This is a genomic window from Pseudomonas sp. TH10, assembly GCF_016651255.1.
GTDB lineage: Bacteria > Pseudomonadota > Gammaproteobacteria > Pseudomonadales > Pseudomonadaceae > Aquipseudomonas.
On record NZ_JAEKEG010000002.1, the window covers coordinates 1 to 22879 of the forward strand.

Consider the following 22879-nt stretch of genomic DNA (forward strand, 5'->3'; position numbering starts at 1 on the left):
GCCGGTTATGAGATCTGCGTGCCGCGCAACCTGTTCCCTGAATTGACCGACGGCGAGTACTACTGGTACCAGCTGGAAGGTCTGAAGGTTATCGATCAACTGGGGCAAATGCTCGGGAAAGTCGACCATCTTCTGGAAACCGGCGCCAATGATGTAATGGTAGTCAAGCCTTGCGCTGGCAGCCTGGATGATCGCGAACGCTTGTTGCCCTATACGGGCCAATGTGTGTTGGCAGTCGATCTGGCCGCGGGCGAGATGAAGGTGGATTGGGACGCGGACTTCTAAGCGTGGCTAACTTGCGCGTAGAAGTGATCAGTTTGTTTCCCGAGATGTTTTCCGCCATCGGCGACTACGGCATCACCAGTCGAGCGGTCAAACAGGGGCTCTTGCAGCTGACCTGTTGGAACCCGCGGGATTACACGACGGATCGGCATCACACTGTGGACGATCGCCCGTTTGGCGGTGGTCCGGGCATGGTGATGAAGATCAAACCCCTGGAAGATGCTCTGGTTCAGGCCAAGGCAGCAGCCGGGGAGGCGGCGAAGGTGATTTACCTGTCCCCCCAAGGCCGTCAACTGACTCAGTCGGCGGTACGCGAGTTGGCACAATCGGATGCATTGATCCTGATTGCCGGCCGCTATGAAGGCATTGACGAGCGTTTTATTGAAGCTCATGTCGATGAAGAGTGGTCGATTGGCGACTATGTACTGTCTGGTGGCGAGCTGCCGGCGATGGTCCTGATCGATGCGGTTACACGACTGCTGCCTGGAGCTTTAGGGCATGCGGATTCCGCTGAGGAAGATTCCTTTACGGATGGTCTGCTGGATTGCCCGCACTACACCCGACCTGAGGTGTATGCGGATCAGCGTGTTCCCGACGTGTTGCTAAGTGGCAATCACGCGCATATCCGGCGTTGGCGTTTACAGCAGTCCCTTGGTAGGACCTATGAACGACGCGCCGATCTTCTGGAAAGCCGCTCGCTTTCTGGAGAAGAGAAGAAGCTGCTCGAGGAATACATCCGCGAGCGGGACGATAGTTAACAACGTATCGATGGTAGATCAGTTGATTTACCTTAGGAGCACAGCATGACCAACAAAATCATCCTTGCACTCGAAGCAGAGCAGATGACCAAAGAAATCCCTACCTTCGCCCCAGGCGACACTATTGTCGTTCAGGTGAAAGTGAAGGAAGGCGATCGTTCCCGTCTGCAAGCGTTCGAAGGCGTTGTAATCGCCAAGCGTAACCGCGGCGTGAACAGTGCGTTCACCGTTCGTAAAATCTCCAACGGTGTTGGCGTAGAACGTACTTTCCAGACCTACTCCCCGCAGATCGACAGCATGGCTGTTAAACGTCGCGGTGACGTACGTAAAGCCAAGCTGTACTACCTGCGTGACCTGTCCGGTAAAGCAGCTCGCATCAAGGAAAAACTGGCTTAAGTCCAGCTTCCGATGCAAAAAAGCAGCCTGCGGGCTGCTTTTTTGTTGCCTGCGATTTACTGGTGGGCGCGTTAGATGCGGCGATCCGGCTTGCACGCGAATCGATCGACCAGGCAGCGCGTTGACATCAGGTTCTATAAACCCCCAGCAGTCTATGAAAGACTTACCGACAGTTGATCTGTCACCTGAGCCTTTATGCCCGCCATCGAACATCCATTGATAGACCAATTCCTCGACGCGTTGTGGCTGGAGAAAGGCCTGTCGGACAACACGCGCGATGCGTATCGCAGTGACCTGGCCTTGTTCAACGGCTGGCTGCAGGAGAAGGGCCTGGAGTTAATCAACGCCGGCCGCGAGTTGATCCTCGACCACCTGGCCTGGCGCCTGGAGCAAAACTACAAGCCACGGTCCACGGCGCGTTTCCTCTCGGGAGTGCGTGGCTTTTATCGCTATCTGCTGCGGGAAAAGTTGATCGCAGTCGACCCGACCTTGCGTATCGACATGCCGCAACTCGGCAGGCCATTGCCCAAATCCTTGTCAGAGGCCGATGTCGAGGCGCTGCTGAAGGCGCCGGACCTGAGCGAAGCCATCGGCCAGCGCGACCGCGCCATGCTCGAGGTGTTGTATGCCTGTGGCCTGCGGGTAACGGAGCTGATCAGCCTGACCCTGGAGCAGGTCAACCTGCGCCAGGGCGTGCTGCGGGTGATGGGCAAGGGCAGCAAGGAGCGGCTGGTGCCGATGGGGGAGGAGGCGATTGTCTGGGTCGAGCGCTACATGCGCGACGCTCGAGGCGAGTTGCTCGGCGGGCGTCCCAGTGATGTGCTGTTTCCCAGCCTGCGCGGTGAGCAGATGACCCGCCAGACGTTCTGGCATCGCATCAAGCACCAGGCGAAGGTGGCGGGTATCGGCAAGTCGCTGTCGCCGCACACCCTGCGCCACGCGTTTGCTACGCACCTGCTCAACCACGGCGCTGACCTGCGGGTGGTGCAGATGTTGCTCGGCCACAGCGACCTGTCGACCACCCAGATTTACACCCACGTCGCCCGTGCCCGCCTGCAGGACCTGCACGCCAAACATCATCCCAGAGGTTGACGCAAATCCTGTAGGAGCGAGCTTGCTCGCGATGGTCTCAATAGCACCGCGTTGAACCAGATAGCATGCGCTATCGTTAACGACCATCGCGAGCAAGCTCGCTCCTACAGGGCCCAGCAATGTCTTGCGACAGGCGCATTCGGCCACCGTGACCTTATGTGTTAGGCTTTGCCGGTTTGCACGATGGACGGTTGTGACCCGGTGTTTCGACACGGGCGTTCTGACCGTTTCATTTGTCCGCCTTCAGGAGTTCTCATGCGTCTGACCCAGATTTTCGCCGCCGCAGCCATTGCGTTGGTCAGCACCTTTGCCGTCGCCGATGACGCGGCCGACAAAGCCATTCGTAAAAGCCTGGAAAACCTCCAGCTCGAAGTCCCGGTAGAGACCATCACCGCCAGTCCGCTGCCAGGCATGTACGAAGTCAAACTCAAAGGCAGCCGCGTGCTCTACGCCAGCGCCGATGGCCAGTACATCGTTCAGGGCTACCTGTTCCAGCTCAAGGACGGCAAACCGGTCAACCTGACCGAGAAGACCGAACGCCTGGGCGTCTCCAAACTGGTCAACGCCATTCCGGTCGCCGAAACCGTGGTCTACCCGGCTATCGGCGAGACCAAATCGCACATCACCGTGTTCACCGACACCACCTGCCCGTACTGCCACAAGCTGCACGCCGAAGTGCCTGAGCTGAACAAGCGCGGCATCGAAGTGCGTTATGTAGCGTTCCCGCGCCAGGGCCTCGGCTCGCCGGGTGACGAACAACTGCAAGCCGTGTGGTGCTCGAAAGACAAGAAAGCCGCCATGGACAAAATGGTCGATGGCAAGGAAATCAAGGCCGCCAAGTGCGAGAACCCGGTTTCCAAACAGTTCGCCCTCGGTCAGTCGATCGGCGTGAACGGCACACCGGCCATCGTTTTGGCCGACGGACAAGTCATTCCGGGCTACCAGCCTGCGCCACAAGTCGCCAAACTGGCGCTGGGCGCGAAGTAATTCGCATTGTCACGGTCAGCCTTTGACGATCATGGCTCGGCAGCAGCATTGCCGGGCCATTAATAGAGAACCGCGAGCACGCGGTTGTTTTCCGGCCGACCCTGCGTCGGCCGTTTTATGGGGAGTTCACAGTGAATCCGGTCAAAGTAGGCATCTGTGGGTTAGGGACCGTCGGTGGCGGTACCTTCAACGTACTTCAGCGCAACGCCGAGGAAATTGCTCGTCGTGCCGGGCGTGGGATCGAAGTGGCACAAATTGCCATGCGCACGCCAAAGCCTCAGTTCCAGACGACCGGTATTGCGATTACCAACGATGTCTTCGAAGTGGCCACAAACCCTGAGATCGACATCGTCATAGAGCTGATGGGCGGCTACACCGTTGCCCGCGAGCTGGTACTCAAGGCCATCGAGAATGGCAAGCATGTGGTCACCGCGAACAAGGCTCTGATTGCCGTTCACGGTAATGAAATTTTCGCCAAGGCACGTGAGAAAGGCGTGATCGTGGCGTTTGAAGCGGCTGTGGCTGGTGGCATTCCGGTGATCAAGGCGATCCGTGAAGGTCTGTCTGCCAACCGCATCAACTGGGTGGCCGGGATCATCAACGGCACCGGCAACTTCATCCTCACCGAAATGCGCGAGAAGGGCCGTACGTTTGAAGACGTGCTGGCCGAAGCGCAAGCGCTGGGTTACGCCGAAGCCGATCCGACCTTCGACGTTGAAGGCATTGATGCCGCGCACAAACTGACGATTCTGGCGTCCATTGCGTTCGGTATTCCGCTGCAATTCGACAAGGCTTACACCGAAGGCATCACCAAGCTGACCACCGCTGACGTCAACTACGCCGAAGCGCTGGGCTATCGCATCAAGCACCTTGGTGTGGCGCGCAGTACGCCTGCCGGCATCGAGTTGCGCGTGCACCCGACGCTGATCCCGGCCGATCGTCTGATCGCCAACGTCAACGGCGTGATGAACGCGGTGATGGTCAACGGTGACGCCGCCGGTTCGACGCTGTTCTACGGCGCCGGCGCTGGCATGGAGCCTACCGCTTCGTCGGTGATTGCCGATCTGGTCGACGTGGTTCGCGCCATGACTTCCGATCCGGAGAACCGTGTGCCGCACCTGGCCTTCCAGCCAGACTCGCTGTCGGCCCATCCGATCCTGCCGATCGAAGCCTGCGAAAGCGCTTACTACCTGCGCATTCAGGCCAAGGATCATCCGGGCGTACTGGCTCAGGTGGCGAGCATCCTCTCGGAGCGCGGCATCAACATCGAGTCGATCATGCAGAAGGAAGTCGAGGAACACGACGGTCTGGTGCCGATGATCCTGCTGACCCACCGCGTGCTGGAACAGCACATGAATGATGCCATCGCCGCCCTGGAAGCCCTGGCGGGCGTGGTCGGTCCGGTGGTACGGATCCGCGTCGAGCACCTGAACTAAGCCGTTATCGTTCACCGGGCTCGCGTGCGGGCCCGGGTTTGCGAACACTGTCTATTGGAGCCAGTCATGCGTTATATCAGTACCCGCGGCCAGGCACCGGCCCTGAATTTCGAAGACGTCCTGCTGGCTGGTCTGGCGACCGACGGCGGTCTGTACGTCCCGGAAAATCTGCCACGTTTCACCCAGGAAGAAATCGCGTCCTGGGCCGGCCTGCCGTATCACGAACTGGCTTTCCGGGTGATGCGCCCGTTCGTGACCGGGAGCATTCCCGATGCGGATTTCAAGAAGATCCTGGAAGAAACCTACGGCGTGTTTTCGCACAGTGCCGTCGCGCCGCTGCGTCAGTTGAACGGCAATGAATGGGTGCTGGAGCTGTTCCACGGCCCGACCCTGGCGTTCAAGGACTTCGCCCTGCAACTGCTCGGTCGTTTGCTCGACTACGTGCTGGAAAAACGCGGCGAGCGCGTTGTCATCGTCGGCGCCACCTCCGGTGATACCGGTTCGGCCGCCATCGAAGGCTGCAAGCACTGCGAAAACGTCGACATCTTCATCCTGCACCCGCACAACCGTGTGTCCGAAGTGCAGCGTCGCCAGATGACCACGATTTTCGGCGAGAACATCCACAACATCGCCATCGAAGGCAACTTCGATGACTGCCAGGAAATGGTCAAGGCGAGCTTCGCCGACCAAAGCTTCCTCAAAGGCACGCGTCTGGTGGCGGTGAACTCGATCAACTGGGCGCGGATCATGGCCCAGATCGTTTACTACTTCCACGCAGCGCTGCAGTTGGGCGGCCCGGCGCGTTCGGTATCGTTCTCGGTGCCGACCGGCAACTTCGGCGACATCTTCGCCGGTTACCTGGCGCGCAACATGGGCCTGCCGATCAACCAGTTGATCGTCGCCACCAACCGCAACGACATCCTGCACCGCTTCATGAGCGGCAACCAGTACGTCAAGGAAACCCTGCATGCCACGCTGTCGCCGTCGATGGACATCATGGTGTCGTCGAACTTCGAACGTCTGCTGTTCGACCTGCACGGTCGCAACGGTGCGGCGATTGCCGGCCTGATGGACTCGTTCAAGAAGGACGGCAGCTTCAGCGTCGAGCAGGAGCGCTGGACCGAAGCGCGCAAACTGTTCGACTCGCTGGCCGTGGACGATGCGCAAACCTGCGAAACCATCGCCGAAGTCTACGAGCAGACCGGCGAAGTGTTGGACCCCCACACCGCTATCGGCGTTAAAGCTGCACGCGAATGCCGTCGCAGCCTGGACATCCCGATGGTGATCCTTGGTACGGCCCACCCGGTCAAGTTCCCGGACGCGGTGCTGAAGGCCGGCGTCGGCAAGGCCCTGGAACTGCCAGTGCACCTGACCGACCTATTCGAGCGCGATGAGCGCTGCACCGTGCTGCCCAATGACCTGAAAGCCGTCCAGGCGTTCGTCAGCCAGCATGGGAATCGCGGTAAACCGCTGTAGGCCCAAAGCCTCGAACTGAAAAGCCCGTCTTCTGACGGGCTTTTTCGTTCATGCAGCGCGCCGCTGTTTTTTCCTGTCATCTTCGTCATGCATGCTTCAACTACCAGAGGCGTCGACGTCCCTGCGGATACCATTCAGAACTTTCTTCTGAGGCCGATGGTCATTTACAGTAGACCTGCCCCAGGCACTTTGTTTTCGGACTAATGAGTGGTGATCGATTTGGAAAGTATCAGTCTATTGCTCGCAGAGGCGCTGAGCCCGTATCAAGTAACGCTGACCCCATCGGGTCTGCACGGCGAATGCCTGGTGACTCTGAAGAGTTCAACCGGCGCGATCGTGGTCGAACGGGCTTTCAACCAGACTCAGTTGAGCGACAAGCGCTTGCTCACGGACGTGGTCGACGGTTTGCGCCGCGACTTGATGATTGCCGAAGGTCGTCTGGAACCCTGTGTTATCGCGGCGTTGCGCAACGCTGCACAGGACAAGCTGCTCGCCAGTCGAAATTGAATCGCATCTTGCGGGAACCTAATCCCGGGATCGCCAGTCAGAGTATGTAACAGCAGGAACAAGCATTGTGCTCCGGTGCCTGGCGCTTGCTGTTACTGGTCTTTATGTAGACCACGTTTAACCCCGAGTCGTCTCCCCACTTCTCGGGGTTTCTTTTTGCCTGCGATTTGTCACGGCAGCGCCGGGTGCTCGAAAAATGCTCGAGTGTCCTTCAGGCTGCCGGTGGCCACATTGCCATCGTGGAAGTCGCGCAGCACCCAGATCAGCGTGTCCCTGGCCTGCGCCAGGTTGGGCGAGACCAGCCCGGCCAACAACGCAATAGCCGCCAGGGCCAGGCGGTTGTGCGGTGCGGGTGGCAACAGGCGTTTGAGCTTAAATGGCTCCGTCTTCACGCAGTTTGGTGATCTGGGCCTGGTCGTAGCCAAGGTCGTTGAGTACCTGCGAGTTGTGTTCGCCCAGTTGGGGGCCGACCCATTCTGCGGATCCCGGGGTCTCGGAGAGTTTTGGGACGATCCCGGGCATCTTGAAGTCTTTGCCATCTGGCAGTTTGGCCTGGAGGAACATCTCCCGGGCCAGGTATTGCGGGTCCGCGAACATGTCTTCGGCACTGAAGATTCGGCTGGCCGGTACTTCGGCCTGGTTCAGTTGCTCGATGATGGCGTCCAGGGGCAGTGAGTTGGCCCAGCGGTCGATGACCCCGTAGAGCTCGTCGCGCCGGGTGTCGCGCCCGTCGTTGCTGGCCAGGACTGGGTCATTGGCCAGGTCCTCGCGGCCGATGATCAGCATGAAGCGCTTGAAGATCGCATCGCCGTTGGCGCCGATCTGCACGTGCTTGCCGTCGGCGCTGGTGTGGATCGAGGAGGGCGTGATGCCCGGCATGATGTTGCCGGTACGTTCGCGGATGAAGCCGAACACGTCGAACTCCGGCACCATGCTTTCCATCATGGCGAAGATCGCTTCATACAATGCCACGTCCACTACCTGGCCCTGGCCACCGTTGACCTCACGATGACGCAACGCCATCAGCGCGCCGATCACGCCCCAGAGGGCGGCGATCGAGTCACCAATGGAAATGCCGGTGCGCACGGGTGGGCGATCCTCGAAGCCGGTGATGTAGCGCAGACCGCCCATGGACTCGCCAACCGCACCAAACCCTGGCTGATCCTTCATTGGCCCGGTCTGGCCGAATCCCGACAGCCGCACCATCACCAGCTTGGGGTTCAAGGCGTGCAGGACATCCCAGCCCAGGCCAAGCTTTTCCAGGACGCCGGGGCGGAAGTTCTCGATGAGGATGTCTGCTTCGCCGAGCAGCTTTTTCAGGACGGCCAGGCCTTCGGGGTGCTTGAGGTTCAGCGTCAGGGACTTTTTATTGCGCGCCTGGACGAACCACCACAGCGAGGTGCCTTCATAGATTTTGCGCCATTTGCGCAATGGATCACCGCCGTCGGGCGATTCGACCTTGATCACCTCAGCGCCGAACTCGCCGCAAATCCGCGACGCAAAGGGCCCGGCGATCAGGGTGCCCAATTCGATGACTTTCAAGCCTGAGAGCGGTTTGGCGGTGAACGGCATGCTGGATCCTGTAGGACAAAGGCTGGCTGATAGAGCGTTTTAGCATAGCCGGGCGTCAGTCGCCCAAGGTTCATCGCTACAATTCGTTGATTGGTGGTCGCATCGGTTAGACTTGCCGACTTTCCTCGTATCAAGAAGCCCGTTCATGGCCCAGCCTTCGACCACCTACAAGTTTGAACTGAACCTCACCGACCTCGACCGCAGCGTCTACGAGAGCGTCAAGCAGACCATCGCCCGTCACCCTTCGGAGACCGAAGAGCGCATGACCGTGCGGCTGTTGGCCTACGCCCTCTGGTACAACGAGCAGTTGTCGTTTGGTCGTGGTCTGTCAGACGTGGATGAACCTGCGCTGTGGGAAAAGAGCCTGGACGACCGCGTTCTGCACTGGATCGAAGTCGGTCAGCCTGACGCCGATCGCCTGACCTGGTGCTCGCGTCGCACCGAGCGCACCAGCCTGCTCGCCTACGGCAGCCTGCGTGTGTGGGAAACCAAGGTGATCCCGGCGATCAAGAACCTGAAGAACGTCAACATCGCCGCAGTCCCGCAAGAAGTGCTGGAGACTCTGGCCAAGGACATGCCCCGCGTTATCAAGTGGGACGTGATGATCAGCGAAGGGACGATCTTCGTTACCGACGACCGTGGTCAGCACGAAGTCCAGTTGCAATGGCTGCAAGGTGAGCGCGGCTGATCCCGCGCCTTTAACTGATTAATCCCACGTATTAAAGAGAAGTCTCCGTCACCCCATGCGTATCGAACCTCGTCAACTGCCTGCCACTCTGCCCTTTCTGGGTGATATTCCGCCGCTGCTGACCCGCTTGTATGCGGCGCGGGGCGTGCATTCCGAGGCAGAACTGGACAAGAGCCTGGCGCGGTTGATCCCGTTTCAGCAGCTCAAGGGCATCGACGCAGCGGTGGACTTGCTGGTGACGGCGCTGGAGCAACGCCAGCGCATCCTGATCGTTGGCGACTTCGATGCCGATGGCGCGACCGCCAGCACCGTAGGCGTGCTGGGGCTGCGCCTGCTGGGCGCCGCCCACGTCGACTATCTGGTGCCCAACCGTTTTGAGTACGGCTACGGCCTGACGCCGGAAATCGTCGAAGTGGCGTTAACCCGGACCCCGCAGTTGCTGATTACCGTGGACAACGGCATCTCCAGCGTTGAAGGCGTCGCGGCGGCAAAAAGGCCGGGCTGCAGGTGCTGGTCACCGATCACCACTTGCCCGGCGATGAGTTGCCGCTGGCCGATGCCATCGTCAATCCGAATCAGCCAGGTTGCACTTTCCCGAGCAAGGCGCTGGCGGGTGTCGGCGTGATTTTCTACGTGCTGATGGCCCTGCGGGCGCGGTTGCGCGACCTCGGCTGGTATGCGACCAAACCGCAGCCAAACATCGGTGAATTGCTGGACCTGGTGGCGCTGGGCAGCGTCGCCGACGTGGTGCCCCTGGATGCCAATAACCGGATCCTGGTGCATCAGGGCCTTGAGCGGATTCGCGCCGGGCGCGCGCGGCCAGGGGTCAAGGCGATTCTCGAAGTGGCCAAGCGTGACCATGCCCGCATCACCTCCACTGACCTCGGTTTCATCGTCGGCCCGCGCTTGAACGCGGCGGGGCGCCTGGATGACATGAGCCTGGGCATTGAATGCCTGCTGACCGACAGCCAGGCCCTGGCCCGGGAAATGGCAGTGCAGCTCGACGGCATGAACCAGGACCGTAAATCCATCGAGCAGGGCATGCAGCGCGAGGCGCTGGCCCAGCTCAAGGATCTGCCGGTGGAGTCCATGCCGTTCGGTTTGTGCCTGTTCGATCCCGAGTGGCACCAAGGCGTGATCGGCATCCTCGCGTCGCGGATGAAGGAGCGTTACTTCCGTCCGACCATCGCTTTTGCCGATGCCGGTGATGGGCTGCTCAAGGGTTCGGGGCGCTCGGTGCAGGGGTTTCATATCCGTGACGCCTTGAGCGTGGTAGCGGCGCAGCATCCGACACTGATCAGCAAGTATGGTGGCCATGCGATGGCCGCTGGTCTGACCTTGCCGCAAGAGAATTTTGCGCTTTTCGCCGAGGCCTTTGACGCTGAAGTGCGTAGGCAACTTCGCGAGGAAGACCTGACCGGGCGCCTGTTGACCGATGGCACGCTGGCGGTTGAGGAATTCCACCTCGAACTGGCCCGCGCCCTGCGCCATGCCGGGCCTTGGGGCCAGCACTTCCCGGAGCCGTTGTTTCACGGTGTGTTCCAGTTGGTCGAGCAGCGCGTGGTTGGTGAGCGACATCTGAAGGTGGTGCTGAAGAGCGAGTGTGGCTCGGTAAAACTGGATGGCATCGCGTTTGGTATCGACCGGGATATCTGGCCGAATCCGACGATTCAGTGGGTTGAGCTGGCGTATAAGCTCGACGTTAACGAGTTTCGTGGTAACGAGACTGTTCAACTGATGATTGCCCACATCGAACCGCGTTGACGCCATTCGCAAGCAGGCTCGCTCCCACAGGGATAGGCATTCCCGAATGTGGGAGCGAGCCTGTTCGCGAAAGCACCCTTTCACACGCTGAATCCCTCTGAACCCTCCCTCATCCCCCGTTGTCGACTAGGCTCTAAGCACTGCTTGATTGGCCTTGTGACGTCTTGTCGAATTTTTTGCCCGCGGGGGCGGGTGCTCCACCTTTTCCTGTCACTCGTCGACTTTTCAAACAGAACCCTGGAGCCTGCCCACTGATTTGAGAGGTGCCCCATGAGTCTGCTGCTTGAACCCTTCACTCTGCGCCAACTGACCCTGCCCAACCGCATCGCCGTATCACCCATGTGCCAATATTCGAGCGTCGATGGCCTGGCCAATGACTGGCATCTGGTTCACCTTGGCAGCCGCGCGGTGGGTGGCGCTGGCCTGATCTTCACTGAGGCCACCGCGGTCACCGCCGATGGCCGGATCACCGCCGAAGACCTCGGCCTGTGGAACGATGCACAGATCGAACCACTGCAACGCATCACCCGATTCATTACCTCCCAAGGCGCGGTTGCCGGCATTCAACTGGCTCACGCAGGGCGCAAGGCCAGCACTTATCGGCCGTGGCTGGGCAAGCACGGCAGCGTCAAACCCGATGATGGCGGCTGGACACCGGTCGGGCCGTCGCCGATTGCCTTTGACCCACAACACACACAGCCAAAACAGCTCGATGAAGGCCAGATTGCTGAAGTCATTCAGGCGTTTGTCGATGCCGCGAAACGTGCGCTGACGGCGGGTTTCAGTGTCGTCGAAGTGCATGCTGCCCATGGTTATCTGCTGCATCAGTTTCTGTCGCCGTTGAGCAACCAGCGCCGTGACCAGTACGGCGGCTCGTTCGAAAATCGCATCCGTCTGGTGCTGCAGGTGACTGAAGCGGTCAGGGCGGTTTGGCCGGAGGAGTTGCCGGTGTTTGTTCGCGTCTCGGCCACTGACTGGGTGGAGGATGGCTGGAATCCGGATGAAACCGTGGAGCTGGCGCGACGCCTTCACACGCTTGGCGCGGATCTGATCGATGTGTCGTCGGGCGGCACTGCTGCCAACGCAGAGATCCCGGTCGGGCCGGGTTATCAGACGCGCTTTGCCGAGCGCGTACGCAAAGAGTCAGGCATCGCCACCGGCACTGTGGGAATGATTACCGAGCCGGCGCAGGCCGAGCACATTTTGCGCACCTGCCAGGCCGACATCATCTTCCTCGCCCGCGAGCTGCTGCGTGATCCGTACTGGCCGCTGCATGCCGACGATGATCTGGGTGGACGCAAAGCGGTGTGGCCAGCGCAGTATCAGCGTGCGACGCATCGGGATCAGCCGATTCATGAGTCTGATTTGCGCGATTAAGTGAACCGCTGAAAAGCAAAAAGCCCCGGTCAGTGATGGCCGGGGCTTTTTCATTTTCATCTTTTGATTATGTAGTGCCTGGTGAACCGCCATCGCTGGCAAGCCAGCTCCCACAGGTTTTGTGTTGAAACACGGTCGGCGTTTCACCTTGATCACTGTGGGAGCTGGCTTGCCAGCGATGAGGCCCGTACAGGCGCCTCAAATCGTCAAGGATACTTACGCTTATCCGGAGCCGGCGGGAAGTACTGGTACAACCACGTCTCGCTCAACGTACGATCGTTGGTGCGGATAAACAACCGCAGCTCCACCGGCTCAACGCTGTCATTGGTCGGGTACCAGTCAAACAGAATCCGGTAACCCTTGATGTCATCCAGCACCAGCACGCTGAAGTCCTGCACCTTGCCGTTCGAGCAGGTGATCACTGGCTCAATCCCGGTACCCGCTGGCAAGCGGTCGAGGCCTCCACCGGTGAAGTCCACGGCAAAACGACGCGCCCAGACTGGCGGGTAATGCTCGCCCGGTGCCCAGCCTTCAACGAAACCGCCCATGCCGGAACGGGTCGCCTGTACTCGCGCCAACGGCGTGCTCACCGGAGGCAAAGCGCTCCAGTAAAGCTTGTAGCCGTAGTTCAGCGAATCACCGGCAGCGACCGGTTTTTTCGGTGTCCAGAACGCGACGATGTTGTCGAGGGTCTCGCCAGTCGTAGGAATTTCCAGCAGATCGATCGAGCCTTCGCCCCACGCGGTGGTCGGTTCTACCCACAGGCTTGGGCGCTTGCTGTACCAGTCCACGGTGTCCTGATAGTTGGCGAACTCGTGGTCGGTCTGCACCAGGCCGAAACCTTTCGGATCGGTGTCGGCAAACGCGTTGAATTGCAGGGTTGCCGGATTGTTCAGCGGGCGGCAGATCCACTCGCCATTGCCGCGCCACATGGCCAGACGATCCGAGTCATGGATTTGCGGGTGAATGGTGTCGCACATGCGGCGTTCGTGGGTGCCGCAGCTGAACATGCTGGTCATCGGCGAAATGCCCAGTTGTTCTATAGCGGTGCGGGCGTTGATGTAAGCGTCCACGGCCATGACCACCTGAGTAGCCTGGCAGTCGATATCGAACCGATAGGCACCGGTGGCACTCGGCGAGTCGAGCAAGGCGTAGACCACAAAACGCGTGGCGTTCTGGTCCGGCGTCTCGAACCAGAACTTGGTGAAGTCAGGGAATTCTTCGCGCTTCTTGGCATAAGTGTCGATCGCCAGACCGCGCGCGGAGAGGCCATATTGGCCAGTCGCATCGACTGCACGGAAATAACTGGCGCCCAGGAATGACAACACGTCGTGCCGATCCAGCTCGGGTGCCTTGAACAACTTGAATCCAGAGAACCCCAGGTCGCCCTTGAGCTGCTGGGTGTCGACCGTGGTTTTCTCATAATTGAACAGGGAAGGGCGGAAATGCACTTCACGGGCCTGACGCGTCTTGGGATCGACGCTGTACATGCGCACGGGCTGCTTGAACCCCATGCCGACGTGGAAGAACTGCACGTCGAGCTGACCGTTGAGGTCATTCCACAGCGAGTGATCAGCGTCGTAACGAATTGCATTGAAATTTTGCGGCGTCATGGTCGCCAGGGTCGGCGGCAGCACCTGTTTGGTGTCCTGATAGGCACTGCCAGCGAGTTGCTTGGCCTGGCGCTTCAATGCTTCGAAGTCAAACGCCTGTGCCTCACCATCAGCGGCGCCGCCATTGGCAGCCCACGCACGGGTGGCCAGCAGGCCGGTGGCCGAAAGACCGGTGTAAGCCGCAATGGCCATGGACGCTTTGAGCAAATTCCTGCGGTGCATAAATACAACCTGTCGTGTGCAATCCCGCGCCCTTCCTGGCACGTGCTGGATCAGAAATAACGGTTCGGACAAGCCTTCGGCCAAACGCAACGGACTATAAACAGATGCCGGCTAGCTTAAACCGTTCGCTCGCAATGCAAAATTCGTTGATTCACTGCGTGAGTGTGTCAATGAAACAAGACATGTCGGTTAAAAATCTGACAGGACGTTCTGATTTACACGGCATATCTGCTTTTCTCGACTAATTACTCTAAAAATCGCTTTTCAGCGCCGAATTAATTTCTATTCTATGAGCATGACCGGTTTCTGCCCTTCAGGCCGGTGGCTGCACAAGTGGATAGGGGCGATGGGTATTTTGGTTTTCTCTGACATATGGAAGGACATCGCCCATGGCGAAAGTACAAGGCATTACCGAAATGTTAGGAATCTTTCCTTGCTTCAATGTCAGTCGTCGAAGGCGTCGATTGAGTTCGGATGAAATGAAATTGGTGGAGCAATACCGCGACCTGTCGGAAAGCGACCGGATCGCCATGCGTTACCTCGTGGATGCGATGCGAACCGTGTCGCGGTTTTGATGAGAAATGGGATCGGCCGCGACGGGAGTTGCGGCCGAATCTTTTCCGACTATCCGACTTCTTCCACTGCTCGATACGCCTCATCAATCGCCGCATGCGCATAAGCACTCCACGCCGCGTCCGAGTTGGCGATGCTGACTCGACCCACGGGCTGACGCGCCAGGTTCATCAGTTTTTCGCTTTCATCCGCATCGTCGTACAGGCTGTTGGAGAAATAGGCGTAGCCGTGCGACCAGCGATTGACCGTGATCGCCAGGATGTCGGTCTGGTGGTTGAAACCGCCAGGGCCGAGCATGCGTTGCAGTTGATCGCGCAGTTGCGCTTCGAGTTGTTCGAACGACTGGCCGTACAGCCGACCACGGCCGGCGCGAGCCTGGTCGCGGGCGTTCATGCCGCTGTTGGGGCTGGTGGGGACGTAGACCATGTGCAGGCCGATGGGTTGTTTCGGGTCGCGAGGATGGTCGTAGCCACCCATGCTGACCGGGTAATCGAGCTTGATGCGGCTGTAGGGTTGGGTCGCGGCATAGATTTCGTGCACGCCCAGCTTCTGGAACGACTCCCAGTTGCGTATCACGACTTTGGTGTAGACCAGCGGGAACTTCACATTCTGGCTCAGCGCGTGCGACTGCTCGGCTGACAGGTCCCGCAACAGGTACGGGATGACCATGTTGTAGCAGGCCATGATGCAGTGTTTGCCGCGCACCTGGTTGAGTTGACCGCCACGGCTGTAGCCGACGTTCACGCCATTGCCGACGTTGCGTACGCTGACCGCCGTACTGTTGAGGCGGATGCGCACGGCGGCCTTGGGCTGATCGAGCCTGGCGTAGTCGAACGGGGCGAGGACCACATCGTCCATCGTGTGTCCCGGTGCGACGGACGGGATCAGGCTGCGCACCAGCAGGCGGGCAAGCGATGCGTTGCCGTCGGGGAAGTGGTAGATATAGGGCTCTTCCATTTCCGCCCGGGCTTCTTCGCTGATGGGTTCCAGATTCATCGCGCTAAAGCCTGGGAAACCGACCGAGTAGGCGTCGGAAGCGGCGACGGCGTCGATGCTCAGCGCCATGAAATCATTGGTGCGACTCTGGAAGTACTTCACCGCCTGGGCTGACAGTCCTACGTCCTTGAGCAGGAAATCCTGGTAGCTGGTGGCTTCCAGGTGCGCGTTTTTTCCTCGGTGGTCTTGCCGGCCAGATAATCCTTGGGCGTCATGTGCAGCGCAATCAGCGCCTGGCGATCGGCTGGCGGCAGCGGGAAGTCGTTGATGAAGTCGGTGATGGAACGGGCGTGGAGCTGATCGGGGGCAATGTCGTCAGCCACCATCGGTGTCGGGTCGCCGCTGACCAGTTTGTCTTCGCCGAAGTTTTCCTTGTCGAAGAACACCGCGCGGGACAAGCCCAGGTCGGGATAGAACTGGCGGTCGAAGGCGGTCTCGAAGCGCTTGATGTCGACACCCAGTTTTTTCAGCAGGCCGTTCACCTCCTTGCTGTACAAATGATTGGGCGACTGGAAGGCTTCGCTGCCGCCGTAGCCGATGATGGTACGACCGCCGGCCGAGAACTCGTTGCGCTTGGCGTGACCGCCAAAGTCATCGTGGTTTTCCAGAATCAGGATGCGTGCTTTTGGATGTTTCTCACGGTAAAACCAGGCTGCGGACAGACCGCTGAGGCCTCCTCCGACAACCACAAGGTCATAGTCCTCGGTGATGGGCAGCTTGTCGGTGTCGAAGACCTTTTTCTCCCAGCCCATCTGGTGGGCAATTTCGAAGGAGCCAACGTGGCTGCCGCGCAGGCCGGTGAGGGCAGGCGGGTAATAGCGTCCATCGGGGGCAGCCTGAAGAATCTGCAGTGGCGTCATGCCGGCAGCGATAGTGACTGCAACGCCGTTGAGGAAGTCGCGGCGGGTGATGTCCATGTTCAATCCTTGTGGGTTTTCATAAATCACCCCGGCACCCGCTCAGGTGCCGGGGCGAGGGCCGTTACCGGCTGATTTTCCAGGCATCGCCCGCAGGCGCGGTGCCGTGGTCGTAAGGTTTGGCGAGCCACATGTACAGCAGGCCCAGGCCAATGACGATGGCGGTGCTCAATACCATGGCGTAGTTGACGTACCAAGCCGCATCCGGGGTGCGTGGCCAGGCCATGTTGATGATAGCGGCGACACCATAGACCAGCGCGCCGATATTGATCGCCCAGCCCCATGCGCCCAGGGTGAACTTGCCGCTCGGCTTCCAGCCCTTGATGCGTGCATACAGCGCTGCCAGCACAATCATCTGGAAGGCGAGGTAAATACCGATTGCCGCGAAGCTGACGATCGTTGCGACCGCATCCTGCAGGAAGAAGCCCAGCACTATGATGAGTGCGGGCAGAACGCCGGACACGAACAGCGCAGCAACCGGCACCTGGGTTGTAGAAGAAATCTTCTTCAGCAGCGAACTGCCGATGACCATTTCATCGCGAGCGTAGGAGTACAGCAGACGGCTCGCCGCTGCTTGTAGGCTGATGACGCAGGAGATGAAGGAAATCATCACCACGCCCATCACCACTTTCGAGCCGACCGGGCCGAAGGCGTTGTTGAGGATGGTGGTGACCGGGTCTTTGTCGGTGCCATTGATCACGGCTTGCATGTCCGGCACGGCGAGGATCAGCGCCAGGCAGGCGAACATCGCCGCGATGCCGCCGATGTAGATGGTCATGCGCATGGCCACCGGGATTTTCGCGCTCGGGTTCGGGGTTTCTTCGGCGACGTCGCCGCAAGCCTCGAAGCCGTAGTAGAGGAACATCCCCGCCAGCGATGCGGTGAGGAATGCCGGCAGGTACGAGCCGTCGACGCTGATGTCGAAGGTGTTGAACAGCACGCTCAGCGGTTGGTGACGTTCGAACACCAGCAGGTAAACGCCAACGATCACCGCGCCGACCAGTTCGCAGAGGAAGCCGAACATGGCGATGCGCGCCAGCACTTTGGTGCCGCTGAGGTTGACCAGCGTGGCAAACAAGGTCAGCACCAGAGCGATGACGATGTTGGTGTTGTTGCTCGGCTCAAAACCGAGCATGGCGGCCAGGTACGGACCCGCACCGACGGCGACCGCAGCGATGGTGACGCAGAGGGCGATGGAGTAGATCCAGCCGACCATCCATGCCCATTTTTTACCGACCAATCGACGTGCCCAAGGGTATACACCGCCGGAAATCGGGAACTGCGAAACCACTTCGCCGAAGATCAGGCACACCAGCAACTGGCCGCAACCGACCAATAAATAGGCCCAGAACATCGGTGGCCCGCCAGCGGCAAGGCACAGGCCGAAGAGGGTATAAACCCCTACGACCGGTGACAGATAAGTGAAGCCCAAGGCGAAGTTTTCCCACAGGCTCATGCTGCGGTTGAAGTTGGAGGTATAACCCAGCTTACGTAGCTGCTCGGCATCGCTGTCGGCGGCTGTGGGGAGATCGGTTGATGCACTCATGGTCTGTCAGCTCCGGAAAATCGGCAGATTTCGGATGTCCGATGCCGTGGCGTGGCTGTGACAGCGCGCCCGGTTCGGTGGTTTTTGTTTTGACTTCTTTGGGGTGGTGCCTGGTGGTGCGTATTGCCGGTTTCTGCCTTGAAACCGAGGTGACGCCATCGCTGGCAAGCCAGCTCCCACATGATTTGTGGTTGACCACAGAGTTGGGTAAGTCCCAACCCTTGTCGGAGCTGGCAAGCCAGCTCCCACAGGATTTGTGGTTGACCACAGAGTTGGGTACGTCCCCAACCCTTGTGGGAGCTGGCTTGCCAGCGATGCTTTTTAGTGCTTGAACATCACATGCCGAACCGTGGTGTAGTCCTCCAGCCCGTACATGGACATGTCCTTGCCGTAACCGGACAATTTCTGACCGCCATGGGGCATTTCGCTGACGAGCATGAAGTGCGTGTTCACCCACGTGCAGCCGTACTGCAAGCGTGCCGACATGCGATGCGCGCGTCCGACGTCCGCTGTCCACACCGAGGAGGCGAGGCCGTAGTCCGAATCGTTGGCCCACTCCAGCGCCTGCGCTTCATCGGTAAACTTGGTCACCGAAACCACCGGCCCGAACACCTCGCGACGGACGATTTCGTCGTCCTGTTGCGCATCGGCCAACACCGTCGGTTCGAAGAAGAAGCCGTTGCCCTCGACTGCCTTGCCACCAGTGATCAGACGAATGTGCGGCTGAGCCACGGCACGCTCGACAAACCCGGCAACACGGTCGCGATGTTGGGCAGTGATCAACGGCCCCAACTCGGTCGACGGATCATCCTGCAAACCGTGCTTGATGCTACTGACCGCCGCGCCGAGTTTCTCGACAAACTTGTCGTAAATGCCTTGCTGCGCGTAGATCCGGCACGCGGCGGTGCAGTCCTGCCCGGCGTTGTAGAAACCGAAGGTGCGAATGCCTTCAACCGCCGCATCGATATCGGCGTCATCGAAGATGATCACCGGTGCCTTGCCGCCCAGTTCCATGTGCATGCGTTTGACGCTGTCGGCGGTGCTGGAAATGATGTTGGCGCCCGTGGCGATGGAGCCCGTCAGCGAAACCATGCGCACTTTCGGGTGCGTAACCAACGGACTGCCAACGGTAGGACCGCGACCGAATACCAGATTGAGTACACCAGCCGGGAAGATTTCCGACGCCAGTTCGGCCAGACGCAACGCGGTCAGTGGGGTTTGTTCCGACGGCTTGAGCACCACGGTATTACCGGCAGCCAGCGCTGGGGCGATTTTCCAGGCAACCATCATCAGCGGGTAGTTCCACGGCGCAATGGAGGCGATCACGCCAACCGGGTCGCGGCGAATCATCGACGTGTGGCCGGGTAAATATTCGCCGCCCGCCGAACCGCTCATGCAACGGCTGGCGCCAGCGAAGAAACGGAACACGTCGGCAATCGCCGGGATCTCGTCATTCAGAGCGGCGCTGTAAGGCTTGCCGCAGTTGTCCGATTCCAGCTTGGCCAGCTCTTCGCCGTGGGCCTCGATGACGTCGGCGAGCTTCAGCAGCAGCAGGGCGCGATCCTTCGGCGGGGTCTGTGACCAACCATCGAACGCCGCATCGGCGGCCCGCACGGCAGCATCGACCTGGGCTTCGCTGGCTTCGTTGATCTCCACCAGGACTCGGCCCAGTGACGGGTTGAACACGGCTTGGGCGGGGCCTTCGCCAGCGATCAACTGGCCGTTGATCAGGAGTTTGGTTTGCATGGCATTGTCCTCTCTGAAGCAATTCTGGTTTTCAAACCGGACCCTTGTAGGAGCGAGCTTGCTCGCGATGGACGTCAACGATGACGAGGGCTGCCTGAATGCACGCGGCGCCCTCAGGTTCATCGCGAGCAAGCTCGCTCCCTACAGGGGTGTTGTTAAATTGAAGGTCTGTTGATCGCCGCAGCGGACACATCAGCAGCCTTGGCCGGTGGCCTGGAGAACTTCCATGCATCGCCTGCAGGCGCTGTGCCCTTGTCGTACGGTTTGCCGAGCAACATGTAGACCAGGCCGGCACCCATCACGACCAGGGTGGTCAGGATCATCGAATAGTTGATGAACCACGGCGCATCCGGCGAGCGCGGCCAGACCATATTGATGATCGCGCAGACGCCATAGATCAGCGCGGCGAGGTTCACCCACAGGCCCCAGGCGCCGAGGGTGAACTGCCCGTTCGGACGCCAGCCCTTGGCGCGGGCGATCAAGGCCGCAATGACGATCAGCTGGAAGGCGACATAAATACCAATGGCCGCGAAACCGACGATGGTCGCCACCGCATCGGCCATGAACATGCCGAGGCAGACGATGCCAGCCGGCACCAGGCCGCTGATCAACAGGGCGAACGACGGCACGTGGTTGCCCGACAGCCGCTTGAGCAGCGAGCTGCCGATGATCATTTCGTCACGGGCATAGGCAAACAACAGGCGGCTGGCGGCCGCTTGCAGGCTCAGTACGCAAGAGATGAACGACACCATCACCACCGCCATCACCAGGCGCGAACCCACCGGGCCGAAGGCGTTGGCCAGAATGGTCGCTACCGGGTCGGTGTCTTCACCAGCGAGGACCTTGGCCATGTCAGGCACCGACAGGATCAGCGCCAGGCAGGCGAACATCGCCGCCGCACCACCGATGTAGATGGTCATGCGCATGGCTTTGGGAATGCGCTTGCCAGGGTTTGGCGTTTCTTCGGCGACATCGCCGCAGGCCTCGAAGCCGTAGTACTGGAACAGGCCGGCAAGCGATGCCGCAAGGAACGCTGGCAGGTATGAACCGTTGACTTCGAGATTGAAGGTGTCGAACAGCACGCTGAACGGCTGGTGCCGTTCAAAGATCAGCAGGTAGCCACCCACCAGGATGGCGCCGACCAGCTCGCAGAGGAAGCCGAACATCGCCACCCGCGCCAGCAGCTTGGTGCCGACCAGGTTCAGCGCGGTCGACAGTGCAATGATCGTCAGGGCGATATAGATATTGGCCTCGGGCCCCGGATTGAAACCCAGCATGATGGCCAGGTAAGGTCCCGCACCGACTGCGACGCCGGCGATGGTTGCACACAGCGCCCAGGCGTAAACCCAGCCGACCATCCACGCCCAGCGCTTGCCCACCAGACGGCGCGCCCATGGATAGACCCCACCGGAGATGGGGAACTGCGAGACGATTTCACCGAAGATCAGGCACACCAGCAATTGCCCGGCGCCGATCAACAGGTACGACCAGAACATCGGCGGGCCGCCGGCGGCCAGGCACAGGCCAAACAGGGTGTAGACGCCGACCACCGGTGACAGGTAAGTGAAGCCCAGGGAAAAATTCTCCCACAGGCTCATGCTCCGATTGAAATCCGAGCTGTAGCCGAGGGCGCGTAGTTGTTCCGCGTCCTGATCGGCGCTGCTGCTTGCACGCGTGTTGGATGAGCCACTCATTTTATTTCCTCATTATCAATGGCAGTGGATTGCGGTGCTGGCGGGTTGGCCCGCCAATTATTGGATACCTCGAACCTGTGGGAGCCAGCCTGCTGGCGATGGCGACTTCAAGGCAGCCAATCGCCAGCAGGCTGGCTCCCACAGGGGCTCCCACAGGGGCTCCCACAGGGGCTCCCACAGGGGCTCCCACAGGGGCTCGCGTCAGGGTTTGGCTTCGGTGTCGTACTGCGAAAGCCATTCCACCGCTGCATCGCGATAACGGCTGAAGCCCTTGTAATCGACCAGTTGCTGGTTCAAGTCCCGCAGCACCCGGTGCATGCGCCGCGCCCATGCAGGGTTGGTAGCGATGTCCTCGAGGCTAAGCAGGTAAGTACGAATCGGAAACACGATCGCGTTGCTGCGAGGCAGGCGGTGCAGTGGCTGTAACTCGATGCGCAGGTACACCAGCTTGCCGGCGTTCTGTGCCGTCACGATGGTGCGGTCCGGTGCCCATTCCGGCAGGCTTTCGGCGGAGACTTCCAGGCGCGGGTTGACCGTCAGTGACCAGTTCAGGCGACGCACCGGATGCCCGGTGCGCAAGCGCAACAGGAACTTCAAGGCACGGTCCAGCATGCCGATTTCCTTGACCAGTGGCACCGGGCCGTGGAATTCCTCCCAGCTCATGCCCAGGTTGAAGCGCAGTGAGTAATCGGCACGTTGGGTGGCGATGCCGGCGCCCCAAAACAGCGTGCCGTCGCGTTCTTCCTGCAACACCCAATCGCCCTGGGCCTGGCGGGTCACGTATTCCATCGGCTCGTAGGGCAGGGTGGCCGGATCACCGAAGGTGAAGTGGTCATCAATGTCCAGCAGACGGTTGGTCCAGTGCCACTGGCGGCCCTCGCGCTGCAGGCTGAAGTACTGCGGATAATCGCGGGCGTAGGACTCCATGATCAGCTCCAGCAAGTCCCACTGCGCCTCCATCATGTGAGGAGCCGAGACGTAGTGCATGCCTGGGTCTTTATCCAGGGTGATCGCCCGGTCCTTGCACTCGCTGATGTAATGTTCGTCGATGTCGAAAGCTGCGCGGAACGCGCCATCGCCTACCGAGACATGCGGCTCGAGATTCATCGAGTACATGTAGTCGTCATCAGGGAATGGGAAGGGCGCACGGGCGATGGTTTCCGGGCTGTTGGCGAAGGTGTAGTCGTCGCGGTAGGTTTCGTCGGGATTGAATTTAATATTCATTTTTATGTTTTCC

At 60.0% G+C, this 22879-nt stretch carries 18 protein-coding genes and 2 pseudogenes; 12 read left to right on the forward strand and 8 right to left on the reverse strand.

Features of this window, described 5'->3' with window-relative positions; translation table 11 throughout:
• From rimM to JFT80_RS00130, 8 genes are all read left to right on the forward strand, one after another.
• Positions 1-285 (forward strand): ribosome maturation factor RimM (gene rimM / locus JFT80_RS00095; RefSeq protein ID WP_201146510.1); only part of this gene is annotated, 285 nt, incomplete at its 5' end.
• Positions 286-287: 2 nt separating this feature from the next.
• Entirely contained in the window at positions 288-1040 is a 753-nt protein-coding gene (trmD, locus tag JFT80_RS00100) for a tRNA (guanosine(37)-N1)-methyltransferase TrmD (RefSeq protein ID WP_090281920.1), read from the forward strand.
• Between the two features lie 45 nt (positions 1041-1085).
• The gene (gene rplS / locus JFT80_RS00105; RefSeq protein WP_003175895.1) at positions 1086-1436 is read left to right on the forward strand and encodes a 50S ribosomal protein L19; all 351 of its coding nucleotides are present in this window, start codon (positions 1086-1088) and stop codon (positions 1434-1436) included.
• A gap of 195 nt (positions 1437-1631) precedes the next feature.
• A complete protein-coding gene (gene xerD, locus JFT80_RS00110; RefSeq protein ID WP_201146511.1) occupies positions 1632-2528 on the forward strand; it encodes a site-specific tyrosine recombinase XerD in 897 nt (298 codons plus the stop codon).
• A 255-nt stretch (positions 2529-2783) separates the two neighbouring features.
• Positions 2784-3515: a bifunctional protein-disulfide isomerase/oxidoreductase DsbC gene (dsbC, locus tag JFT80_RS00115; protein WP_201146512.1), complete on the forward strand. Its 732-nt coding sequence runs from the start codon at positions 2784-2786 to the stop codon at positions 3513-3515.
• Positions 3516-3646: 131 nt separating this feature from the next.
• On the forward strand, positions 3647-4951 hold the full coding sequence (locus JFT80_RS00120; protein WP_201146513.1) for a homoserine dehydrogenase: 1305 nt from the start codon (positions 3647-3649) through the stop codon (positions 4949-4951).
• 66 nt (positions 4952-5017) lie between these two features.
• A complete protein-coding gene (thrC, locus tag JFT80_RS00125; protein ID WP_201146514.1) occupies positions 5018-6427 on the forward strand; it encodes a threonine synthase in 1410 nt (469 codons plus the stop codon).
• 219 nt (positions 6428-6646) lie between these two features.
• A complete protein-coding gene (locus JFT80_RS00130) occupies positions 6647-6934 on the forward strand; it encodes a DUF3509 domain-containing protein (RefSeq protein WP_122838606.1) in 288 nt (95 codons plus the stop codon).
• Between the two features lie 170 nt (positions 6935-7104).
• Here the strand turns inward: JFT80_RS00130 and JFT80_RS00135 are convergent, their stop codons facing one another.
• Together JFT80_RS00135 and JFT80_RS00140 are read right to left on the reverse strand one after the other, a co-directional pair.
• Positions 7105-7326, reverse strand: coding sequence for a hypothetical protein (locus JFT80_RS00135; RefSeq protein ID WP_122837643.1), 222 nt, complete (start codon positions 7324-7326; stop codon positions 7105-7107).
• Positions 7307-8506 carry a CaiB/BaiF CoA-transferase family protein gene (locus JFT80_RS00140; protein ID WP_122837644.1) on the reverse strand — a complete coding sequence of 400 codons (1200 nt, stop codon included), beginning with the start codon at positions 8504-8506 and terminating at the stop codon, positions 7307-7309. The genes JFT80_RS00135 and JFT80_RS00140 overlap by 20 nt, the downstream gene beginning before the upstream one ends.
• Before the next feature lie 145 nt (positions 8507-8651).
• On the opposite strand from JFT80_RS00140, the gene JFT80_RS00145 reads away from it, so the two are divergent.
• The 3 genes and pseudogenes from JFT80_RS00145 to JFT80_RS00155 all read left to right on the forward strand — a co-directional run bounded on the left by JFT80_RS00145 (position 8652) and on the right by JFT80_RS00155 (position 12335).
• Entirely contained in the window at positions 8652-9194 is a 543-nt protein-coding gene (locus tag JFT80_RS00145; RefSeq protein WP_007908961.1) for a YaeQ family protein, read from the forward strand.
• A 55-nt stretch (positions 9195-9249) separates the two neighbouring features.
• Positions 9250-10958 (forward strand): annotated as a pseudogene (gene recJ, locus JFT80_RS00150) (single-stranded-DNA-specific exonuclease RecJ).
• 270 nt (positions 10959-11228) lie between these two features.
• On the forward strand, positions 11229-12335 hold the full coding sequence (locus JFT80_RS00155; protein ID WP_201146515.1) for an NADH:flavin oxidoreductase/NADH oxidase: 1107 nt from the start codon (positions 11229-11231) through the stop codon (positions 12333-12335).
• Positions 12336-12541: 206 nt separating this feature from the next.
• On the opposite strand, the gene JFT80_RS00160 is transcribed toward JFT80_RS00155, so the two are convergent.
• Complete coding sequence (locus JFT80_RS00160; RefSeq protein ID WP_201146516.1) at positions 12542-14170, reverse strand: glucan biosynthesis protein D; 1629 nt, start codon at positions 14168-14170, stop codon at positions 12542-12544.
• A 389-nt stretch (positions 14171-14559) separates the two neighbouring features.
• Between JFT80_RS00160 and JFT80_RS00165 the strand changes: the two genes are divergently transcribed.
• Positions 14560-14745 carry a hypothetical protein gene (locus JFT80_RS00165; RefSeq protein WP_045061012.1) on the forward strand — a complete coding sequence of 62 codons (186 nt, stop codon included), beginning with the start codon at positions 14560-14562 and terminating at the stop codon, positions 14743-14745.
• A gap of 49 nt (positions 14746-14794) precedes the next feature.
• Here the strand turns inward: JFT80_RS00165 and JFT80_RS00170 are convergent.
• The 5 genes and pseudogenes from JFT80_RS00170 to JFT80_RS00190 all read right to left on the reverse strand — a co-directional run bounded on the left by JFT80_RS00170 (position 14795) and on the right by JFT80_RS00190 (position 22866).
• Positions 14795-16656, reverse strand: a pseudogene (locus JFT80_RS00170) (NAD(P)-binding protein).
• Between the two features lie 64 nt (positions 16657-16720).
• Complete coding sequence (locus JFT80_RS00175; RefSeq protein WP_201146517.1) at positions 16721-18202, reverse strand: APC family permease; 1482 nt, start codon at positions 18200-18202, stop codon at positions 16721-16723.
• Between the two features lie 321 nt (positions 18203-18523).
• Positions 18524-19948 carry a gamma-aminobutyraldehyde dehydrogenase gene (locus JFT80_RS00180; RefSeq protein WP_201146518.1) on the reverse strand — a complete coding sequence of 475 codons (1425 nt, stop codon included), beginning with the start codon at positions 19946-19948 and terminating at the stop codon, positions 18524-18526.
• A 155-nt stretch (positions 19949-20103) separates the two neighbouring features.
• Complete coding sequence (locus JFT80_RS00185; RefSeq protein WP_045057626.1) at positions 20104-21642, reverse strand: APC family permease; 1539 nt, start codon at positions 21640-21642, stop codon at positions 20104-20106.
• A gap of 201 nt (positions 21643-21843) precedes the next feature.
• On the reverse strand, positions 21844-22866 hold the full coding sequence (locus tag JFT80_RS00190) for a DUF3445 domain-containing protein (protein WP_122840679.1): 1023 nt from the start codon (positions 22864-22866) through the stop codon (positions 21844-21846).
• Between the last annotated feature and the right edge of the window lie 13 nt (positions 22867-22879).